The following is a 21,407-nucleotide window of genomic DNA, read 5'->3' as shown; positions in this document are numbered from 1 at the left end:
ACATTATGATCTTATATTATTTGTTAAAAAGAGATTTACATGTAAGGTTTAGAGACTCCATCAAGATAATGGCTTTTTTATTCTTAATTTACGCTATGATTGCAATTACTTTTTTATACAATCAGCCTCTTAGTAATGGTAAAGAATCTGTATTGGTAGATGTTACCTTTTATCGTTTTTTTCATGGAGTAGACTTTGTGGATTTATCTTATTTTTATAAGGAGGGGCGATTTTCTATCCCTTTTTATTGGGTATTCTTTCAAATCACTCCTTTGTTGCTTGTAGGGAATTTTGCTTTTTCAGATATTCAACAGAATGGTGTTTATTTACTTCCTCGTGTTAAGAAGAGGCATTTTCTGTGGTTAACGAAAATATTATCTTTGTTTTTTTATATAATTATTATTTGGATTGGTATGTATTTTAGTTGGTTTAGCGCTTACTATTTGCTTTCTTTAGGCGAGTATAATTTTTTAAATTTATATAGTCAATTTCCTTATAAGATATTAGGTACTATGCTAATTCAAATAATTATAAGCTTTTTATTAGCTTTGATTTTTGAGTTTTTAACTTTTTATATACCGATAACTATTGTTTTTGTACTAATGTTGTTGTACCTATTTTTGTCTATTTTCTTTCATAGTATTTATTTTTTAGGCTCTTTTGTTATGCCAAATCGTTGGTATTTTGTTGATCACAGTTCAATTCAATTGACTTTAGGTAATAATCAATCTATTCAATATAATGATTTACTTTTAATAGGAGTAGTAATTGTTGTTGTAATGATTTTATTAGGTAGTTTTTGTTTTAAAAAACTAGATGTGATAGGTGAATAATTTATGGACAATTATATTAAATGTGAATGTATGACGAAAAGATTAAAAGGAAATATTGTGTTAGATAATATTAGTTTGTCAGTAAAAAAAGGCGAATTTTTAGTTTTGAAGGGGCATAATGGCTCTGGTAAAACGATGATTTTACGAGCTATATCAGGGTTAATGCGTTTGAATTCTGGAGTTGTTTATGTAGACAATGAAATAATTGGAAAACAAAAGCAATTTCCTGATTCTATGGGAATATTGATTGAATATCCAAGTTTTATTCCAGGGTATACTGGTTTTCAGAACTTGAAATTTTTATCATCGATTAACAATAAAATCTCCGATGAGGAGATTTATAATATTATTCAAAGGGTTGGACTTGATAAAACAGATAAGAGAAAGTATAAAAGATATTCTTTAGGTATGAAACAACGTTTAGGGATAGCGCAAGCTTTAATGGAACAACCAAAATTATTGTTATTAGACGAGCCAACTAATGCTTTAGATAGTGATGGGATAAAAGATGTTTTAGATATTTTGGAAGTAGAAAAAGCCAAGGGAACGACTATTGTTGTAGCCAGTCATGATGTGCATGTTCTAGATAATGAAATGGTAGATCGTATTGTACATGTTAATAATGGAAAGTTGGTAGATTAAGAGTGACGAGAAAACATATCTTAATAAGTATTGGATTGTGTCTGTTGCTATGTATATTTGCTAGTTTATTAAGATTTAAAACATTAAATCTTAATAATGAATCTTATAAAGTGGTAAAAGATGAGTTTTTATCTAATAGAACTTTTGAAGATGGGCAAGGAGTTACGTTTCATGCACTCAATCCTCTTGATCCTACAAAAGTTTATGATCCCTATGAAGACCGTGAAGTAGTGACGTATGTTTTACCTTTAGATATTACAAATACAACAAATCGAGATATTAACTTGCTTAGTAATAAGTCTATTTCCGATACAATGTTTTATTCTAAAATAGGTGAGTTTTATAATTTAATCCCTTATTCAATGGAATTACCTAAAAAATATCAGTTTGATCCTGTAATACCTGCTGGTAAAACAGTACGAGGGTATATAGGGACAAATTATTTTATAGGAGATGACCCTTATAAAAATTATAAAAACTTTTCAAATGAATCAACTAAAGTGAAATTCATTTCTTGTATAAAGGATAAGAAAGGGAAATATCATGAATTAGAAATACCGATAAATTAATAAAATTTATGATTGATACAGCTATATTTTAATGGTGTTTGTAGATCTTGCAACATAACAATATCTTTTAAAGTCGGAGTTTTTTTGTAGGTGTAAGTATCTATGGATGCTGCACCTGCAAAGTTTCCGACTTTTTGTAATTGTTCATTTAAAACTAATAGATTTCCTTCGATTATCCTCTTTTAAAGGGGGATATTTAATACGAAATTTGCAATAGAGGGATAGAGAAAAGACATATTAGTTTGTTGAAACAAATGAAATGAAAACTTTTTTTGAATATAAGGCCTGACATTCGGCCGATTGTTGTCATAGTTATAAGACAAGTGTTACAATTATCATTAGGTATATACATTTTAGTTTTTTTAATTAGGAGAAAAATTGGCATAACATACATTTGATTTTTATAACGACTGATTGTAATAGAGAAAAAGAAAAACAATCGGAAGTTTTATTTTAATAAAAAGAGGAGCGTATTTCCTATGATCGGTATTTTAAAAAAGGTGTTTGATGTAAACCAACGCCAAATTAAACGTATGCAAAAGACAGTTGAGCAAATTGATGCATTAGAGTCATCTATTAAGCCACTAACTGATGAACAATTAAAAGGAAAGACGCTTGAATTTAAAGAACGTCTAACAAAAGGTGAAACAGTAGATGATCTACTACCTGAAGCTTTTGCAGTTGTTCGCGAAGCGGCAACTCGTGTTCTTGGAATGCGTCCATATGGCGTACAGTTAATGGGTGGTATTGCCTTACATGAAGGGAATATTTCTGAGATGAAAACGGGTGAAGGTAAAACGTTAACATCTACATTACCTGTATATTTAAATGCTTTAACAGGAAAAGGTGTTCACGTTGTTACAGTCAATGAATACTTAGCACAACGTGATGCGAACGAAATGGGACAACTTCATGAGTTCCTTGGCTTAACGGTAGGAATTAACTTAAATAGTATGTCACGCGAGGAGAAACAAGAGGCTTATGCTGCTGATATTACGTATAGCACAAATAATGAGCTTGGATTCGATTACTTACGTGACAACATGGTTTTATATAAAGAGCAGTGCGTTCAACGTCCACTTCACTTTGCTATTATCGATGAAGTCGATTCTATTTTAGTCGATGAAGCACGTACGCCGCTTATTATTTCAGGACAAGCTCAAAAATCAACAGAGCTATACATGTTTGCAAATGCATTCGTTCGTACGTTAGAAAATGAAAAAGAGTATTCATTTGATGTGAAAACGAAAAATGTAATGTTAACAGAAGATGGTATTACGAAAGCAGAGAAAGCTTTCCATATTGAAAACTTATTCGATTTAAAACATGTAGCACTTCTTCACCATATTAATCAGGGGCTTCGTGCACACGTTGTTATGCACCGTGATACAGATTATGTTGTACAAGAAGGCGAAATCGTAATTGTAGACCAATTCACTGGTCGTCTTATGAAAGGTCGTCGTTATAGCGAAGGATTACACCAAGCAATTGAAGCAAAAGAAGGTGTAGAAATTCAAAATGAAAGTATGACGCTTGCAACAATTACATTCCAGAACTACTTCCGTATGTATGAAAAATTATCTGGTATGACTGGTACAGCGAAAACAGAGGAAGAGGAATTCCGTAACATTTACAATATGAACGTTATTGTAATTCCAACAAACAAACCGATTATTCGTGATGATCGTGCTGATTTAATCTTTAAATCAATGGAAGGTAAGTTCAATGCTGTTGTTGAGGATATTGTAAATCGTCATAAACAAGGGCAACCTGTTCTTGTAGGTACAGTTGCAATTGAAACTTCAGAGCTTATTTCAAAAATGTTAACGCGTAAAGGTGTACGTCATAACATTTTAAATGCGAAAAACCATGCGCGTGAAGCAGATATCATTGCAGAAGCTGGTATGAAAGGTGCTGTAACGATCGCAACGAATATGGCTGGTCGTGGTACAGATATCAAGCTTGGAGACGATGTGAAAATCTTCGGTCTAGCAGTTATCGGTACAGAACGTCATGAAAGCCGTCGTATTGATAATCAGTTACGTGGTCGTGCTGGTCGTCAAGGGGACCCTGGTGTGACGCAGTTCTACTTATCAATGGAAGATGAATTAATGCGCCGATTTGGTTCAGATAATATGAAAGCAATGATGGATCGTCTTGGTATGGATGATTCTCAGCCAATTGAAAGTAAAATGGTTTCTCGTGCGGTAGAGTCTGCACAAAAACGTGTTGAAGGAAATAACTATGATGCACGTAAGCAGTTATTACAATACGATGATGTACTTCGTCAGCAACGTGAAGTTATTTATAAGCAACGTCAAGAAGTAATGGAATCGGAAAACTTACGTGGCATTATTGAAGGTATGATGAAATCTACAGTAGAACGTGCTGTTGCGCTTCATACACAAGAGGAAATTGAAGAGGATTGGAACATTAAAGGTCTTGTTGACTACTTAAATACAAACCTTCTTCAAGAAGGGGACATAAAAGAAGAAGAATTACGTCGCCTTGCTCCTGAGGAAATGAGCGAACCGATTATCGCGAAATTAATAGAGCGTTATAATGACAAAGAAAAGCTTATGCCAGAAGAGCAAATGCGTGAGTTTGAGAAGGTTGTTGTATTCCGCGTTGTAGATACGAAATGGACAGAGCATATTGATGCGATGGATCACCTTCGTGAAGGTATTCATTTACGTGCTTACGGTCAAATTGATCCACTTCGTGAGTACCAAATGGAAGGATTCGCGATGTTCGAGTCAATGATTGCTTCTATTGAAGAGGAAATTTCTCGTTACATTATGAAAGCTGAAATTGAACAAAACTTAGAACGTCAAGAAGTTGTTCAAGGTGAAGCTGTTCATCCATCTAGCGATGGCGAAGAAGCGAAGAAAAAGCCAGTTGTAAAAGGTGACCAAGTGGGCCGCAACGATTTATGTAAATGTGGTAGCGGTAAAAAATATAAAAACTGCTGTGGTATTGTTCAGTAATATAGGGCGGTAGCTTTGGCTGTTTTGCAAACTTTTATATCAAAAATGTATAATTAAGAAGAATTAAACTCTCTCCGTAATAAGTGGAGAGAGTTTCCCTTGTTTTCATACGAAAGTAACAGCAATTACATAGAGGTGAAGGAAATGGAATTAGTAGAAATTAGACAGGAATTAGAGAAAATGGCTAAGCGATTAGCGGCTTTTAGGGGGTCTCTTTGACCTCCCTACTAAGGAGAACCAAATTGCAGAATTAGAAGAAAAAATGATGGGCACAGGATTTTGGGATGACCAACAAGGCGCACAAGTTGTAATTAATGAAGCGAATGCGTTAAAAGATATGGTTGGAAGTTTCCGTCAGTTAGATGAGACGTTCGAAAATTTAGAAGTAACGCATGAGCTTTTAAAAGAAGAGTATGATGAAGATTTACATGAGGAATTAGAATCAGAAGTAAAAGGCTTAATTCAAGAAATGAATGAGTATGAGCTTCAGTTACTATTAAGTGATCCTTATGATAAAAATAATGCGATTTTAGAATTACATCCAGGTGCAGGTGGAACTGAGTCACAAGACTGGGGTTCTATGTTATTACGTATGTATACACGTTGGGCTGAAAAACGTGGATTTAAAGTAGAAACGGTTGACTATTTACCAGGTGATGAAGCTGGTATTAAGAGTGTAACTTTATTAATTAAAGGTCATAACGCTTACGGTTACTTAAAAGCAGAGAAAGGTGTACATCGTCTTGTACGTATTTCACCATTCGATTCTTCAGGTCGTCGTCATACATCGTTTGTATCTTGTGAAGTTGTACCAGAGTTCAATGATGAAGTTGAAATCGAAGTACGTACAGAAGATTTAAAAATTGATACGTACCGCGCAAGTGGAGCGGGTGGACAGCACGTAAATACGACAGATTCAGCAGTTCGTATTACACATACACCGACAAATACAGTTGTAACGTGTCAGTCAGAGCGTTCACAAATTAAAAACCGTGAGCATGCGATGAAGATGTTAAAAGCGAAATTATATCAAAAGAAACTAGAAGAGCAACAGGCACAATTAGATGAAATCCGTGGGGAACAAAAAGAAATCGGATGGGGTAGCCAAATCCGTTCTTACGTATTCCACCCGTATTCTCTTGTAAAAGACCACCGTACAAATACGGAGGTTGGTAACGTACAAGCAGTTATGGATGGAGAGATTGATCCATTTATTGATGCTTACTTACGTTCTCGCATCTAATAAAGTGAAACTTTAATCAGTGGGGGGCATCCCCACTGATTATTAGTTGAACCAATCGGGCTTTTACGGGCAGTTGATTCCGCACCTAACTTCTTTGCTTTCGCTGAATTTTGAGTTGGGGATCTTACTGCCCGTTAATGCGGGGTAAGCGAAAAAAAGCCAACAAAATTGTTGGCGCATGCTGAGGATATAGAGGATAGAAAGAATTTGATTTTATTTTTATAGATGAAGTAAAGAGGAAGAGAAGTTGGAAACGACAACTTCTCTTTTTGATGGGATTATATGTAGATTACAATGCTGTATATTGTTTTGTAAAAAGTAGAGAATAGTAAAATAGAGCGGTAATAGGGTGAAGATTTATATAGAACTTTTCTAATTTTTCTTTTAAAAAGGATTCTTTATAGAAGTGTTTTAAGTTGTTCACAGAATTGAAACAACTTATGAAAGCTTTATTTTATCAAGGTTCTCACTGTATTTTTGAGGAATATGAAATACACCTTGGTTTTTCTATATAAAGATAATGCTTATAATGAAAATGAGTGTGTTAGGAATAAAAAGAATATCAACAATGGGGAGCGATAGAAGTGAAAAAGAAATTGTTGGCTATTGCGCTAGGGACATCGGTTGTTTTTGCTTTAGGAGCATGTGGAAATAAAGAAGAGAGTAAGTCTTCGAAACAGTCTGCAAGCACAGACAGTGCAGAACAAATTTTTCAAAGAAGTTGTGCTGGATGTCACGCGACAGATTTATCAGGGGCAACTGGACCTGATTTAAGAAAAGTAGGCGGTAAGTACGACGCTGCAGATATCGAAGAGATTATTAAAAAAGGCCGCGGTTCAATGTCGCCAGGACTTATTCAAGGTGAAGATGCGAAAAAAGTATCTGAATGGTTAGCTGAACATAAATAAAAAAGGTGAAATGGACGAGTTGATAATATAGTCAACTCGTTTTCCTTTTTCTGGGATGTAACATAACTGTAACAAAAATGTATCCAAATTGGAAACCGTTTGATGTTACAATGGGTTTTGTAGAATTTTGCTGAAATATATTACATAGAGTAGTATTGCTTATGAAAAAGCGTAAGTAAACTGCCTTCAACAAGAAAGACCAGGCGAAAATAAAGGGTGTCTTTTATTTTCAGATGTACAGAAAAGTATTTCGAAAAAAATCATTAAGTATTGGGTGATAAATAATGATAAAAATGACGAATGTTTATAAGGAGTACCCGAATGGTATGAAAGCCATTGCTGGTCTCACAGTTAACATTAAACAAGGTGAGTTTGTATACGTAGTTGGACCGAGTGGAGCCGGAAAATCTACATTTATTAAAATGATGTATCGTGAAGAGAAGCCATCTACAGGATCAATTAATGTAAATGGACTTGTTATTGAAACATTGGCAGAAAGAGATGTTCCATATTTCCGTCGTCAATTAGGCGTAATTTTCCAAGATTTTAAATTGCTACCTAAATTAACGGTATATGAGAATGTTGCGTTTGCTTTAGAAGTAATTGAAGAAGAACCAGATGCAATTCGTGAGCGCGTAACAGAAGTTTTAGGTCTTGTAGGTCTTGAAGATCGTGCAGATGCAATCCCAAGTGAACTTTCGGGCGGGGAGCAACAACGTGTTGCGATTGCGAGAGCGATTGTAAATCGACCAAAGGTTGTAATTGCCGATGAGCCAACAGGTAACTTAGATATTGAAACAGCTCTTGATATTATGAAGATTTTTACTCGCATTAATGAGCGTGGTACAACAATTGTTATGGCGACGCATAATGCAGATATCGTAAATACAATCCGTCATCGTGTAATCGCGATTGAAGGCGGAAAAATTGTTCGAGACGAGATTGAGGGAGGATACGGATATGAAGGCTAAGACCCTTAGTCGACATTTGCGAGAAGGTGTAAAGAATCTATCACGTAACGGATGGATGACGTTTGCTTCTGTTAGTGCAGTAACAGTTACATTATTACTTGTAGGTGTCTTTTTAACAGCGATTATGAATATGAACCATTTTGCGACGAAAGTAGAGCAAGATGTAGAGATTCGTGTACACATTGATCCAGCTGCAAAAGAAGCTGATCAAAAGAAATTAGAAGAAGATATGAGTAAGATTGCAAAAGTAGATTCTATTAAATATTCTTCTAAAGAAGAAGAGTTAAAACGTTTAATTAAAAGTTTAGGTGATAGCGGAAAAACGTTTGAGTTATTTGAACAAGATAACCCACTTAAAAACGTATTCGTTGTAAAAGCAAAAGAACCAACAGATACAGCGACAATCGCGAAGAAGGTTGAAAAAATGCAGTTTGTCAGTAATGTTCAGTACGGAAAAGGGCAAGTTGAACGATTATTTGATACTGTAAAAACTGGTCGTAACATTGGGATTGCGTTAATTGCTGGTCTTTTATTCACAGCGATGTTCTTAATCTCTAATACAATTAAAATTACAATTTATGCTCGTAGTACAGAAATTGAAATTATGAAACTTGTTGGTGCAACAAACTGGTTCATTCGTTGGCCATTCTTGCTAGAGGGATTATTCTTAGGAGTACTAGGATCAATTATTCCAATTGGCCTAATTCTAGTTACGTATAATTCACTACAAGGTGTGTTTAACGAAAAACTTGGCGGAACAATTTTCGAACTTCTACCATACAGTCCTTTCGTATTCCAATTAGCTGGTTTACTAGTGTTAATCGGTGCTTTAATCGGTATGTGGGGAAGTGTAATGTCAATTCGTCGCTTCTTAAAAGTATAAAAAGTTGCAAACATAATTCGTACAAGCTTATCATATAGTAGAAATAGGTAAAGGCATCACACACTGTGTGATGCCTTTTGCTACACCACCTGTGTGTTTTGGAAAGGGGAATTCCGCATTGAAACGTAGAGTTGCAATTATTGGAATGGTTGTTGCATTTTTAATTGGTGCTGGCGGAATGTTTGCAGGCATGTCTGTATTTGGGGTTACCCCAGCAGAAGTAACGCAAACAATTTCGAGTGGGAATGCTAGCACTGCGCAAGGGAATTTGGCAAAAATTAATGAGGCGTATGCACTAATTGATTCACGTTATGTGGAAGACGTGAAAGATGAAAAGTTAGTTGAAGGTGCAATACAAGGTATGTTGTCTACGCTGAAGGACCCTTATTCCACGTATATGGATAAAGAAACAGCCAAACAGTTTAGTGAATCGCTTGATCCTGAATTAGAGGGGATTGGGGCTGAGGTGAACAAGACGGACGATAAGCTTATTATCGTATCGCCAATTAAAGGTTCACCAGCAGAAAAGATAGGAATTAAACCGAATGACCAAATTTTATCTGTAGATGGAAACAGTGTGAAAGACTTATCACGTGAAGAAGCGGTATTAAAAATTCGTGGTAAAAAGGGAACGACTGTCGCAATTGAAATTAAACGTGCGGGAGTAACTGATCCGATTGTATTTAAAATTAAGCGTGAAAAGATTCCAATCTTTACAGTGTTTAGTTCTGTGAAGCAAGAGAGTGGAAAAGATATCGGTTATATGCAAATCACTTCTTTTGCTGAGAATACAGCGAAGGAATTTAAGGATCAGTTAAAAGAGTTAGAGAAGAAAAATATAAAAGGCTTAGTTATTGACGTGCGTGGTAATCCTGGTGGCTATTTAAATAGTGTAGAAGATATACTAGGGGAAATTATGACGAATAAAAAGCCAATGCTACAAGTAGAGCAGCGAAATGGTGAGAAGAAGAAATTCTCTACGGAACTGAAAGAGAGAAAACCATATCCAATTTCAGTATTAATTGATAATGGAAGTGCTTCTGCTTCAGAGATTTTAGCGGGTGCGCTGAAAGAAGGAGAAGGATACGATTTAATTGGTGAAAAAACATTTGGTAAAGGTACTGTCCAGCAAGCTGTTCCATTTAAAGACGGCAGCAACATTAAATTAACGATGTTTAAATGGTTAACACCGGATGGGAACTGGATTCATAAAAAAGGAATCGCACCAACAGTAGAAGTGAAGCAACCAAATTATTATCATGCGACACCAATTCAAATTGAAAAAACACTTTCATACAATTCAAATGATGTACAAGTAAAACATGCTCAAGAAATGCTTAAGAGCTTAGGGTATGTACCAGGTCGTGAAGATGGATACTTTAGTAAAGAGACAGAATCGGCGCTGAAAGCATTCCAAAATGCGAATGAGATGGAAGCGACAGGACAGCTTGATAAAAAGACAGCTGAAGCGATTCAAACTAAAATTATCGAAAAAATCCGTTCTGGAGAAAATGATTTACAATTACAGTCAGCATTAAAGTTAATGGCAAAATAAGAAGAAATACAGGCAGTTTGCTGCCTGTATTTTTTTGTGTTAAACAAACGTTTGTTTAGTTGTGATAATATAAAAAGAAAGAATGATATAAATGGTGGTGAATGAGTTCGTGGAGGCGTGGATTTTTGAAATAATGCGGGCAGTTGGACGTTTTTTCTTACACCCTGCTGTCTATATATTTGTAATAAGTAGTATCTTCGTTGGATACTTACGTATGTTAAGAGAACGAAAAGATTTTTCTTTTAAAGTTTATGATATTTGGTTTGAACTGCGAACCTCTCTATTTGCAGGGATTGGATATGGATTAGTAGTATCTATTATTACGATTGGGCTTGGACTTGTTGTTTCTAAAGCAAGCTTATGGGCTATTTTAATTTGGACATTACTATTTGGATTAACGGCTATGTATCGATATTTATCGGCAGCTTATACATTTAGCATTGCGATTGTATGTGTTCTATTATCTTCTAAGCTACCAGTTTCCTTCTTACAGCTTCGAGAAGGTGAAGAGAATACCATCGTATCCCTTGCTATTTTGCTAGGCGTTATGCTTATTGTAGAAGGCTTATTGATTTCTAAAAACGCAGTAGGATACTCTACACCGAAGATTAGGAAGGGGAAGCGTGGGCTAAAGATTGGTTTACACGAATCAAAGCGTTTATGGATCGTTCCTATTTTTATTCTTGTACCGGGTGATGCGGTAACGCAGTTTATTTCATGGTGGCCTGTCGTTTCAATAGGTTCAAATACATATTCTCTATTCCTCGTTCCATTTTTAATTGGATTTATGAGAAAGATTAAAAGTTATGAGCCGACGGAAGCTTTATTATTTACAGGAAGACGTGTTTATGGATTAGCAGGACTTGTGCTCGTTTTAGGAATTGCAAGTTACTGGTGGCACGTACTTGCAATTATCGCGATGGGAGTCGCTATGCTTGGGCGTTTCACAATTTCGATGCAAGAAAAAATTGCCGATGAAACAAGACCAGCGTATTTTGCTGCACGCAATGATGGGCTCGTTGTACTAGATACAATTCCAAATACAATTGGAGCAGAGCTGAAATTACTGCCTGGAGAAATTATTACGAAAGTAAATGGAGTCATTCCAAAAAGCGCCGAGGAATTTTATGATGCGCTTCAAACGAAGACGACAGGAGCATTTTGTAAATTAGAAGTATTAGATACAAATGGTGAGCTTCGTCTTGCACAAACTGCATTATATGCTGGTGGACATCACGAATTAGGTATTGTATTCGTTGAACAGGAGCATGAGTGGGATTCGGAAGCGATGTAATAGAAGGAAAGGTATCACCTTGTGGTGATACCTTTTTTGTTTTTGGGGCGGGGAAGGGTAGTTAGTAAATGAAATTTATATCGGCGATTTTCCGAATATATTAGCGCAACTTAAAATATATCGGCGATTTTGCAAATATATCAGCGCAACTCGAAATATATCAGCGATTATTCGAATATATCGACTTTCCAGCAAAAAACGACAACTATCGCAAAGCTTATTTTCAGTTTCATAGACGGATAACTTGAATAATCATTTGATAATGGTTATCATTTAGGGAGTCTTTTTAATTTTGGAAAATGGAGGTAAGATATGCTACGTAAATTTTTTTCTTACTATAGACCGTATAAAGGTTTATTTATACTCGACTTTTCTTGTGCAGTTATCGCAGGATTACTAGAACTTGGCTTCCCGCTTATCGTAAATCAATTTATTGATAAGTTATTGCCAGGGCAAAACTGGACGCTTATTTTATGGGCTTGTTTCGGTTTACTCGCAGTTTATATGTTAAATGCAGGCCTGCAATATGTTGTTACATATTGGGGACATATGCTTGGGGTTAACATTGAAACAGATATGAGGCAGAAATTATTTGATCATATTCAAAAGCTATCATTCAGATTTTTTGATAATAATAAAACAGGTCATTTAATTTCACGTCTTACAAACGATTTAATGGAAATTGGAGAAATTGCTCACCATGGGCCAGAAGATTTATTTATCGCTGTTATGACTTTAGTTGGGGCGTTCTCATTTATGATGATGATCAACTGGAAGTTAGCGCTATTAACGTTCTTCGTTATTCCATTCCTACTATGGTTGGCACTTTACTTCAACAAAAAAATGACAGGTACGTTTAGACGTTTATTCTCAGATGTTGCTGATTTCAATGCATGTATTGAGAACAACGTTGGTGGTATTCGCGTTGTACAAGCATTCGGAAATGAAAAGTTTGAGAAAGAGCAATTCGCTGTGAACAACGCTCGTTTCCGTACAACGAAATTAATGGCGTATAAAATTATGGCTTTAAATTCATCGATTAGTTATATGCTCATGCGTCTCGTAACGCTCTTCGTATTAATATGCGGTACATGGTTTGTTCTGCAAGGAGAATTAACATACGGTGGATTTATCGGATTCGTTCTATTAACGAATATTTTCTTCCGTCCAATTGAAAAAATTAACGCGGTAATCGAAAGCTATCCGAAAGGAATCGCTGGTTTTAAAAGGTATGTAGAGCTTCTTGAAACAGAGCCTGACATCGTAGACTCTAAAGATGCAATGGAAGTTAAGCAGGTACATGGTGATATTCAATATAACAACATTACATTTGGATATGAAAATAAAGAACCGATTTTAAATGACATTAGCTTGAACATACATGCAGGTGAAACGGTTGCGTTCGTTGGACCATCAGGAGCAGGGAAAACGACGTTATGTAGCCTATTACCACGTTTTTATGAGCAATCATCTGGATCAATTCAAATTGATGGTATTGATACGAAAGATATGACATTATCTTCACTTCGTAAGCAAATTGGAATTGTGCAGCAAGATGTGTTCTTATTCTCAGGAACAATTCGTGAAAATATTGCTTACGGCAACTTAAAGGCGTCAGAGGCTGAAATTTGGCAGGCAGTAAAACGTGCACAGTTAGAAGACTTAATTTACTCACAACCAGACGGTTTAGATACTGTTATCGGTGAGCGTGGTGTAAAACTTTCTGGTGGACAGAAGCAGCGTCTAGCAATTGCTCGTATGTTCTTGAAAAACCCGCCAATTTTAATACTAGATGAAGCTACTTCCGCACTAGATACTGAGACGGAACTTGCAATTCAAAAATCACTTGCTGAATTAGCAGCTGGTCGTACAACGTTAGTTATCGCTCACAGACTTGCAACGATTAAAAATGCAGATCGAATCGTCGTTGTAAATAAAGACGGTATTGCAGAACAAGGTTCACATGATGAATTAATTGAGCGTGGCGAAGGATATAGTAGGTTATACGAAGCTCAGTTTAGTTCGTAAATATAATTTGTACTGAATTAGTGCACCATAAGTAGGTAAAAATCTCATATGGGAGGTAATAACAGTAAATAAGAATCTATAAAAAACTATAAAAATTTACAATTACAGGTTTTATATTTTACAGAATTCAACCTATAACATTTTCAGGTGATGAAAAGGGGGAAAAGGATGAAAACAACACGTACTTGTAAAATCAATTCTATTACAAAAGAACAAACGGAAGCTTTAATTACTTTGATCCGTACGTTCGAAAGTGCAAAACGATATAGTTTTAATCGTTTGATTGAGGGCGAAAACGAGAAAGAATTGATAAAAAAACTACAACCTAAATATTTATTAAATAAACGTTTTTGTGAAGATGCGATTTTACAAGCGCAAACGACCCTTTTCTCTCAAAAAGAACTTCTTCCTGTTTACCTAGAAAACAATCAAAAAAAGTTAGAAAAGATGTTACAAAAAATAGATGATTATGAACGCGGCAAAAAAAGACCTAAACAAGTTTCATTAGAAACTTGTTTAATTGGTTTAAGAAAACGAAAACAAAAATTAGAACAAAGAATTGAAACGTATGCAAAACATATTAAAAATAAAACATTACCTCCTATTATTTTTGGTGGGCGGAAAAATTTCTATGAAAGAATGAAAAACAAGATATCCAATCAAGAATGGAAAGATTTGCGGACACGACAATTATATTCTCGCGGAGATAAAAGCAAAAAAGGGAATTTGAACATGCGCATTACAGTTGATGACTGTGGGCAAGGATGGTTAGAAATTGCAAATCCATTAGGACGAACAAATGGAAAAACAAAGAGCCCCCGAATCAAAGTTCCGATTATGATTCCATATCGTTTTTATCATCAAATTACAAATGTCGTTATGGGAAAGCAAATCGGTGTAAATCCAAAAGGAAAACCGATTATAGAGCATCAAAAATATAGTGTAGAAATCATTCGTAAACAAAATGAATTTTATGTAAATATTACGTTTGATGAAACAGAAATAGGTCGTGTACTAGATTTCAAGGAAACACCACAATCAGATGTAATTGCAGGAATTGATGTAAATCCGGACCGCATTGCAGTTAGTTTATGTACAAAACAAGGTAATTTTAAAGGTTCAAAAATTTTTTATCTACACAATCTGAATACATTTTCAACAAACAAACGTGCAACGATAATTGGACAAATCGTACAACAAATTAAAACATGGTTATTGGAAAACAATGTAGGTGGAATTGTTTTAGAAGATTTAAAGTTTCAACAATCTCATGATACTGATAAATACAGTAATCGTAATTTCCATCAATTTACGTATAAAAAGATGTTGAACAGTTTAATTCGTATGGCTCTTCGTAACGGATTTTCTGTTAAAACAGTAAACCCCGCTTATACAAGTGTGATCGGAAAATTAAAATACAGTAAAAATTTCGGTATTAGTGTTCATGAAGCAGCCGCATTCACGATCGCAAGACGTGGGTTAGAATTGCAAGAAAAATTACCACAAGAAATTATATTATTATTAAAAAACCAAATTACAACAAAACTGCGTATTCTTGTTGCTTCCATGGAAGAAAGTAAAAAGAATACGCAAAAAGTATATAAAAAATGGTTACAAACAATTCAAACGTGGAAAGAATATCATACTTGGAAATTGTGGAGCATTCTTCACAAAACTGTTTATATGAACAATCAACAATTCGTATTTAAAATTTAAATGAGAAGGGGGGTACTGGTTTATTTCTTATAACCTCTTGCATACTACTGACTTGGATGAATGGTAGTATGCAAGGACAGATCGTTCCTAACAGGAACCTGCCGTCATTCTTTCACAATAGGTGGATGAAAAGGTCACAACCCTTACGGACAGGAAAAAGGTGAGATTCCTTTTCGGTAGTTGGCATTTGACTTGGTTCGCCAACAATTTATAGATTTTTATAAGAATTTTAAACCAGGCTATAAAGTATGATTGTAACTACAACGTCTACAATTCAAGGAAAAGAAATTATTGAGTACATCGATATCGTCAATGGAGAAGCGATTATGGGCGCGAATATCGTTCGTGACCTTTTCGCCTCCGTCCGTGACGTTGTCGGCGGTCGTGCGGGTGCTTATGAAAGTAAATTAAAAGAAGCACGGGACATCGCAATGGAAGAGATGAAAACTTTTGCAAGACAAAAAAATGCAAATGCAATTGTTGGTATCGACGTGGATTACGAAGTAGTTCGTGAAGGAATGCTAATGGTTGCTGTGAGCGGGACTGCTGTCCGTATATAAAGTGAAACTTTAATCAGTGGGAGTTTTGGAGTTTTTGTTCCCCACTGATTATTAGTTGAACCAATCGGGCATTTACGGGCAGTTGGTCTCCCATCTATCTTCTTTGTCTTAACCGAATTTTGAGGTGGGAGTCTTACTGCCCGTTAATGCGGGATAAAGTAAAAAGCCGTGCTGATGCACGGCTTTTTACTTTATATGTCGAAGTTTCAATATTTCTTGGGAAATGTGGAAGGCCCCGTCGATATATAGGGAAGACATTAGAGCGCTTCTTTACATTTCCGTATTTGAACTAATAATGTTTCGTATTCTTGGTTGAGAGATGTGATGTCATCGTGATGATTGGGTATAGAAATCCGGCTGATGACTTCAGTTAATTTTGTTTGTAACCGTAATAATTCTTGTTCAGTAACGTTTACAGAATTCCCGGTTGTTCTTTTTGTGTATTGCTCGTAATTACCGTGGAATACTCTTGGTTCACTCTCATCTACTTGTAGAATATGGTCTGCAACAGAGCGAATAAAGGCACGGTCATGGCTAATGAAAAGTATTGTGCCAGGATATTCTTGTAACATGGTTTCTAATTCTTCTTGCGTTGCTAAGTCTAAATAGTTTGTCGGTTCATCTAGCAGAAGCATATTATAGTTTCCTAAAAATACTTTTGCGAGTGCAACCTTCATTCGTTCACCCCCGCTTAGAACGTGCACAGGTTTATGAACATCCTCACGGCGGAATAGAAGTCGTGCAAGTATTGTGCGAACGAATGCTTCTGTATAGTTTGTTTCTTCTAGAACATTTTCTAAAATGGTTTTATCTGTTTTTAAAATAGATAATGTTTGTTCGAAGTATCCAATTTTACAACTTTTCGATAGCTGCATGCCACGCTCGTTTGTGAGAAGCATGTTGAACAAAGTGGTTTTGCCGCTTCCATTTGCCCCTAAAACGGCAAGCTTTGCACCAGGGGCAATAGTTCCATTCATATTTTTAAATAGTATGCGGTCGCCTATTTTCTTTGTTGCTTTATTGAATTGTACTGCCACCTTACTATGAATGGGTGTATGGTATTGCACGTCAAATTGAGCTTGAGAAAGATCCTTTGGCTTTTCCTTCTTTTCTAGTTTTTCGAGACGTGTCTCTAATGCTGTTGCTGCTTTACTAACCTGTTCTTGGCCATGAGCCCCACTTAACCTATAAAGTCTAGATTCAGATGAACTGAACCGTGTTGGGATTTTTGTCATGTTAGAAGCACGTTGCTTTCTTTGTAGAATAGACTGTTCTAAGCGATTTTTTTCTTGTACATATTGCTCATATTCTGCTTGTTTTTGTATTCGTTCACGTTCTTTTTGTTTTCGATAGTTTGAATAATTCCCTTTGTACTCTTGAATAATACCGTCTTCAATTTCAATAATTTTGGTACATATATTATCTAGAAATTCACGATCATGCGATATTAAAACAAGTGCCCCTTTATAAGATGAAAGTGCCTTTTCTAATTGCTCTGTACCGACCATATCTAAGTGGCTTGTTGGTTCATCAGCGAATAAAATGCCTGCATTTTGTTCGAGAGCATGAGCAATCTTTAGCCGCATTCGTTCACCGCCGCTCATTGCGTCGGTAACGTTTGAAATACTCCATTTTCCTTTTGCAAGAGAAGAAGCGGTTTCCGGTAGTTCTTCGCTAAGCTGAGGAATGATGGCGATAGAACTATGATGAGTTACTATGCCTCTGTCAGCTTCTATTTCTTTACTTAATATTTGTAATAACGTAGATTTACCAGCTCCGTTGACTCCGACAATTCCTATGCGATCCTGTGCTTGAATTTCCAGTGATGGTAATGTAAATAGTGTGCGATCACCAAAGCTCTTTTCAATATTACTTGCGAATAAAATAGTCATAAAAAAACCTCCCTAGTTTCACTAGAGAGGATAAACGTCGCCCTTGTATGTAAAAAATCGTACATAAATAAACGATTTTTTACATGATCGTTTCGAAAGAAAGTATCGACAAATGGACAGACTAATCCCCTGCTAGTTTTCATCATTTTTGTTCACTATTTGTGATGGATGAATAAATAAGAGAATTAGAACTTCATTGGTCAAAGTACCTTCCTTTCATAATATTACTTTTATTGTATGCGCATACAAAAGGGTTTGTCAAACTTATTTCTGTTTGTGATTTTTGAATTCGCTATTATAAATTTGTGCTTTTTCCAGCGCCTCAGCATCGTTTTTGATTTCATCTAATCCATTCGCATCCCCAATGATATATCCTTCAAATGATGAACCAACAAAATCGAAGATGTATTGAAACTGAGCAATAAGCGGCAATGCCTTCAGTTTTGGATTGTCTCCGCCAACGATGACAACATACATCTTTTTATCTTTCATTTTCTCTTTGAAATGAAGAGATGTATCGCGCAAGCTTTGTGACCAGCGATCGACGAAGTTTTTCATATGACCGCTCATTCCGTACCAGTATAGCGGTGTAGCGAAGATAATTGTGTCGTGCGCTAGCATGCGTTTCGTTAACTGCTCGTAGTCATCGTTTACAGGCTGGAATCCTTCTGCATCGTGACGTTGATCTGTAATAGGATGGACTGTATGGTCTCGCAAGTAAATTTGTTCTGTTTTAATTCCATCAATCATCATATGTGTTAGAGCTTCTGTATTCCCGCTTTGTCTTGAACTGCCATGTATAACAAACATGTAATCATCCCTTTTCTTTTGCTTGTTTTAGGAGTGAAACGTGTTTTTCCAAATTCGTTTGGATGTTGGAAAGTAATGTGATTTGCTTTGTTACTTCATTGAGTTTATCTTCGTAAAGCGTAAGGATACTGCTGCACGGATTGTCGTACAGGTGCGGTTCAATTTCAAGGCAGCGCAGCATCCTTGCTGTCTCTTCTAAATTTAAGCCAATTTGTAAGTACATTTGAATAAGCTCCACTTTTTCGACGGCACTTTCATCAAAATCACGGTAGCCATTTGCGAGGCGCTTAGAAGGGAGTAATCCCTTTTCTTCGTAATGTCTTAGTGATCTTTCACTAACGCCAGTTTCTTTTGATAATTCTCCAATTCGCAATGTGTTTCACTCCTTTTACATGTATTGTAAACCTTCACACTAATGTGAAGGTCAACTCTGTTTTTTCGCAAAAGAATTTACATAATTTAAGAACACTTGAATGGCTTTAGATGGAATGAAATATTTGCCGCGAACGATAGAGAACGGACGGATTAGTTGTTCATTTGGAACTTCGACGTGGAATAGTTCTTTTGCTAGTAGCTCTTTCCGTACAGTCCAATCAGAAAGTATAGCGATGCCAAGACCGGCGGCGACGGCTTCCTTCACACTTTGAATACTGCTAAATGTAAAGAATCGCTTCATTTTTAAATGGTGTTGATGAATAAATCGATCGCTATAAGCACGTGTACCAGAACCACTTTCTCTTAATACCCATACTTGGTCTTGGAGTGTGCTTTCATTTATTTCCTTTGTGCGGAGTAGTGGATGATTTGGCGGAACGACGAGCTTCATTTCATCTTGCATAAATGTTTCAACGTTAACATCAGCGTATACGACTTGCCCTTCCACTAAGCCGATATCAATTTGATTAGAGCGAAGACTTTGCAAAACTTCTTCTGTATTTGAGATAAAGGTATGCACTTCGACGCGTGGATTTTCATTCGCATAGTTAGCGAGTATTTTTGGAAGTAAGTATTCGCCAATTGTAAAACTAGCACCGATGCGAAGTGTTCCTGTTACAACGTTATGTAGTTCATTAATTTCTTGCTTAGCATCTTCGTAAAGAGAGAGCATTTGCTTTGCATGTATATATAATATATTTCCAGCTTCCGTGACTTGGACATGTTTCGGAGATCGCTGAATGAGTGTAGTTCCAAATTCGTTTTCTAAGTTGCGTATATGCATACTTACGCCAGGCTGTGAAAGATTTAATAATTCCGCTGCACGAGAGAAGTGTTTCTGTTCAACGACAGTAACAAAAATTTTTAAAATGTCTACGTTCATTTGCAAAGCTCCTTTCGTTTTTCTTTCATCTTATCATAAGTATTTCTGATGATAGAGATTTGGTATTGGTATTAAACTTATTATAGAAACTCTCTTATAATGTAAGTAGAAAGAACATGCATGTTCCAATACGATTATTGGGGTGGTACAAGGTGGAACAAACACTTGTTATACAAAAGAAGAAGGGCTTTGGATTTTCGCAAGGAATTGGGATTACATTATTAATCGCAATTGCCGCGAAATATTTAGCAGAGCTTCCATTTTTAAATATTATGGGACAATTAGTAATTGCTATTCTAATTGGGATGGTTTGGCGCGCTGCAATTGGAGTTCCTCATGATGCGATTGCAGGAACGAACTTTGCGAGTAAGAAGTTACTGCGCTTTGGGATCATCTTACTTGGAATGCGATTAAATCTTGTTGATATTGCGAAGGCGGGGCCGAAAGTATTGGTCATCGCGGCGGTTGTTATTACATTTACTATTTTTGTTGTATACGGACTAACGAAAGTATTTAAAGTAGAAAAGAAACTTGGGATTTTAACAGCATGCGGTACGGCAATTTGCGGCGCGGCCGCGGTCGTGGCAATTGCACCGCAAGTGAAAGCAAAAGATGACGAAACAGCGGTTGGAGCGGCGATCATCGCAATTTTAGGTACAATATTTACGCTTATTTATACGTTATTATATCCAGTGCTTGGCCTATCTCCATACGGATATGGAGTGTTCTCAGGGGCGACACTGCATGAAATTGCTCACGTAATTGCGGCTGCGGCGCCAGGAGGAAGCACGGCTGTAGATATCGCAGTTATCGTGAAACTAACGCGCGTTGCAATGCTTGTACCAGTAGCGATTTTAATCGGATTATGGTTTGGTAAGAGTGAAGGTAGCGAGGAAAAAAGATCATGGCGCGACCTTCCAATTCCGTGGTTCATCTTCGGGTTTTTAGCAATGAGTGCAGTGCATTCGCTTGGGATTATTCCAGAAGTTGTTGCGGGATACATTGTTGTCATTGCTTATATGCTAATCGCAATGGCGATGGCAGGGCTCGGTTTAAATGTAGAGTTTAAAACTTTCCGTAAATTAGGAAGTAAAGCATTCGTGGCAGGGCTGATTGGCTCGATTTGCTTATCGGTTCTTGGATACGTTCTTGTATGGGGATTAGGATTTATATAAGTAGGACGAAGAAGCTGTTCCAA

The 21,407-nt window shown here is 36.2% G+C and carries 18 protein-coding genes; 14 read left to right on the top strand and 4 right to left on the bottom strand.

Going from position 1 to position 21,407, the window contains the following annotated elements; translation table 11 throughout:
* The first annotated feature begins 68 nt into the window (after positions 1–68).
* From ACTJJY_RS20070 to ACTJJY_RS20010, 13 genes are all read left to right on the top strand, one after another.
* Complete coding sequence (locus tag ACTJJY_RS20070; RefSeq protein WP_440606376.1) at positions 69–833, top strand: hypothetical protein; 765 nt, start codon at positions 69–71, stop codon at positions 831–833.
* Between the two features lie 3 nt (positions 834–836).
* Positions 837–1,475: an ATP-binding cassette domain-containing protein gene (locus ACTJJY_RS20065; RefSeq protein WP_440606366.1), complete on the top strand. Its 639-nt coding sequence runs from the start codon at positions 837–839 to the stop codon at positions 1,473–1,475.
* A gap of 41 nt (positions 1,476–1,516) precedes the next feature.
* The gene (locus ACTJJY_RS20060; RefSeq protein ID WP_033668381.1) at positions 1,517–2,044 is read left to right on the top strand and encodes a hypothetical protein; all 528 of its coding nucleotides are present in this window, start codon (positions 1,517–1,519) and stop codon (positions 2,042–2,044) included.
* Between the two features lie 479 nt (positions 2,045–2,523).
* Complete coding sequence (gene secA, locus ACTJJY_RS20055) at positions 2,524–5,031, top strand: preprotein translocase subunit SecA (protein WP_440606365.1); 2,508 nt, start codon at positions 2,524–2,526, stop codon at positions 5,029–5,031.
* Positions 5,032–5,175: 144 nt separating this feature from the next.
* Positions 5,176–6,274 (top strand): peptide chain release factor 2 gene (gene prfB, locus ACTJJY_RS20050; protein ID WP_440606364.1). Its coding sequence is split into 2 segments (ribosomal slippage): positions 5,176–5,247 and positions 5,249–6,274, totalling 1,098 coding nucleotides; the frame shifts between segments, so codons are not numbered across the junction.
* 584 nt (positions 6,275–6,858) lie between these two features.
* Positions 6,859–7,182 carry a cytochrome c551 gene (gene cccB / locus ACTJJY_RS20045; protein WP_000727971.1) on the top strand — a complete coding sequence of 108 codons (324 nt, stop codon included), beginning with the start codon at positions 6,859–6,861 and terminating at the stop codon, positions 7,180–7,182.
* A gap of 284 nt (positions 7,183–7,466) precedes the next feature.
* Positions 7,467–8,153, top strand: a complete 687-nt coding sequence (gene ftsE / locus ACTJJY_RS20040; RefSeq protein ID WP_000594326.1) for a cell division ATP-binding protein FtsE — start codon at positions 7,467–7,469, stop codon at positions 8,151–8,153.
* Positions 8,143–9,036, top strand: coding sequence for a permease-like cell division protein FtsX (gene ftsX / locus ACTJJY_RS20035; RefSeq protein WP_000645028.1), 894 nt, complete (start codon positions 8,143–8,145; stop codon positions 9,034–9,036). Before ftsE ends, ftsX begins: the two co-directional genes overlap by 11 nt.
* 118 nt (positions 9,037–9,154) lie before the next feature.
* Entirely contained in the window at positions 9,155–10,591 is a 1,437-nt protein-coding gene (locus ACTJJY_RS20030) for a S41 family peptidase (protein WP_000830318.1), read from the top strand.
* 91 nt (positions 10,592–10,682) lie between these two features.
* A complete protein-coding gene (locus ACTJJY_RS20025; protein WP_016085217.1) occupies positions 10,683–11,885 on the top strand; it encodes a PDZ domain-containing protein in 1,203 nt (400 codons plus the stop codon).
* A 312-nt stretch (positions 11,886–12,197) separates the two neighbouring features.
* Entirely contained in the window at positions 12,198–13,913 is a 1,716-nt protein-coding gene (locus ACTJJY_RS20020; RefSeq protein WP_440606363.1) for an ABC transporter ATP-binding protein, read from the top strand.
* Between the two features lie 168 nt (positions 13,914–14,081).
* Complete coding sequence (locus ACTJJY_RS20015; protein WP_440606362.1) at positions 14,082–15,629, top strand: IS200/IS605 family accessory protein TnpB-related protein; 1,548 nt, start codon at positions 14,082–14,084, stop codon at positions 15,627–15,629.
* A 248-nt stretch (positions 15,630–15,877) separates the two neighbouring features.
* Positions 15,878–16,189, top strand: a complete 312-nt coding sequence (locus ACTJJY_RS20010) for a heavy metal-binding domain-containing protein (protein WP_000637523.1) — start codon at positions 15,878–15,880, stop codon at positions 16,187–16,189.
* A gap of 257 nt (positions 16,190–16,446) precedes the next feature.
* Here the strand turns inward: ACTJJY_RS20010 and abc-f are convergent, their stop codons facing one another.
* The 4 genes from abc-f to ACTJJY_RS19990 all read right to left on the bottom strand — a co-directional run bounded on the left by abc-f (position 16,447) and on the right by ACTJJY_RS19990 (position 20,209).
* The gene (abc-f, locus tag ACTJJY_RS20005) at positions 16,447–18,081 is read right to left on the bottom strand and encodes a ribosomal protection-like ABC-F family protein (RefSeq protein WP_440606361.1); all 1,635 of its coding nucleotides are present in this window, start codon (positions 18,079–18,081) and stop codon (positions 16,447–16,449) included.
* Between the two features lie 264 nt (positions 18,082–18,345).
* On the bottom strand, positions 18,346–18,891 hold the full coding sequence (locus tag ACTJJY_RS20000) for a flavodoxin family protein (RefSeq protein WP_440606360.1): 546 nt from the start codon (positions 18,889–18,891) through the stop codon (positions 18,346–18,348).
* Positions 18,892–18,895: 4 nt separating this feature from the next.
* Positions 18,896–19,264, bottom strand: a complete 369-nt coding sequence (locus ACTJJY_RS19995; protein WP_440606359.1) for a MerR family transcriptional regulator — start codon at positions 19,262–19,264, stop codon at positions 18,896–18,898.
* Between the two features lie 51 nt (positions 19,265–19,315).
* On the bottom strand, positions 19,316–20,209 hold the full coding sequence (locus ACTJJY_RS19990; RefSeq protein ID WP_001100008.1) for a LysR family transcriptional regulator: 894 nt from the start codon (positions 20,207–20,209) through the stop codon (positions 19,316–19,318).
* 152 nt (positions 20,210–20,361) lie between these two features.
* Between ACTJJY_RS19990 and ACTJJY_RS19985 the strand changes: the two genes are divergently transcribed.
* Positions 20,362–21,384 (top strand): YeiH family protein, encoded by a 1,023-nt coding sequence (locus ACTJJY_RS19985; protein WP_440606358.1) that lies wholly within the window; start codon positions 20,362–20,364, stop codon positions 21,382–21,384.
* Positions 21,385–21,407 lie beyond the last annotated feature (23 nt).

It is taken from the genome of Bacillus sp. 22475, assembly GCF_052044835.1.
In the GTDB taxonomy this organism is placed as follows: Bacteria; Bacillota; Bacilli; order Bacillales; family Bacillaceae_G; genus Bacillus_A; species Bacillus_A cereus.
The sequence above is the reverse complement of the archived record's forward strand: the minus strand, read 5'-3'. Positions and strand labels throughout refer to the sequence as shown.